This is a genomic window from Oleiphilus sp. HI0061, from assembly GCF_001635675.1.
This window is the reverse complement of the sequence record NZ_LWFE01000130.1, coordinates 1-909: the sequence shown is the minus strand read 5'-3', so window position 1 is coordinate 909 and position 909 is coordinate 1. Positions and strand designations below refer to the sequence as shown.

Below are 909 nucleotides of genomic sequence, written 5' to 3'. Positions count from 1 at the left end.
CGATTTCTTGGTAATCACCCCAATAGTACAAATTACTATGAGTTGAACATGCTTGAGCCAAAAGAATGACCGCCATTGCAGCGATCAACTTGATATTAATGTATTTCATCGAACTTCCTTATGTCGATAGTTAGTTGCTATTTTTCAACAGACCAAACGCCGGACTCTAGATCTCTAACTAAATTATTAATGGCTTCGGTAATCGCGAAGTTAAGAACTTTGCCATTAAGCGTTGCATCATAACCCGCTGTGCCACCGAAACCGATGACTTCGCGATTGCTCAGTGCATACTCTCCGGCACCTTGTGTTGAATAGATTATTTGGCTGGTTGTTACGTCAATGATATTGATGGAAACTTTGGCATAAGCAATTTGCTCCTTTCCGCGCCCCAAGATACCAAATAGTTGCTTGTCACCAACTTCTTTACGGCCAAACTCCGAGACTGCGCCTGAAACGACATATCTTGCGCCCGTAATGTTTTGCTTTTGACCGCGATAGGCAGCTTCTTGCTCAAGCTCTTTCATCGCGTCACGGTCAACAAGGTTGAATCTGTTCGTTTGTTGAAGGTGGGTCTTTAAGATGGTCTTGCCTTGCGAACCTAGGCGATCGCCACCAGAAGAAAATAGACCCTGCATATAGTTTGAACGGTTATTAAAATTGCCTACTACCATGGCTGTTTTCTTACCACTATAGTTTGTTTGATAGCTGGCAACTCGATCTGGTTGAATAGCTCGCTTACTTTCCGTTGCGCAGGCGCTAAGGAGTACAAAAAGTGAAACTAAGGAAATTACTTTGCTAAAACGTAAGGAGAAATTCTTCATAATTAAGGTCCTTCAGGTAGGTTTGCTCCAAAGATTATCACAGCAACAAGCCTAGGTGTACTGGATTAATCTTCAATATGGGGCGAAT

At 42.6% G+C, this 909-nt stretch carries 1 protein-coding gene; it reads right to left on the bottom strand.

The window, feature by feature from the left end:
- Positions 1-137: 137 nt before the first annotated feature.
- The gene (locus A3735_RS01595; RefSeq protein WP_068515864.1) at positions 138-821 is read right to left on the bottom strand and encodes a CsgG/HfaB family protein; all 684 of its coding nucleotides are present in this window, start codon (positions 819-821) and stop codon (positions 138-140) included.
- Between the last annotated feature and the right edge of the window lie 88 nt (positions 822-909).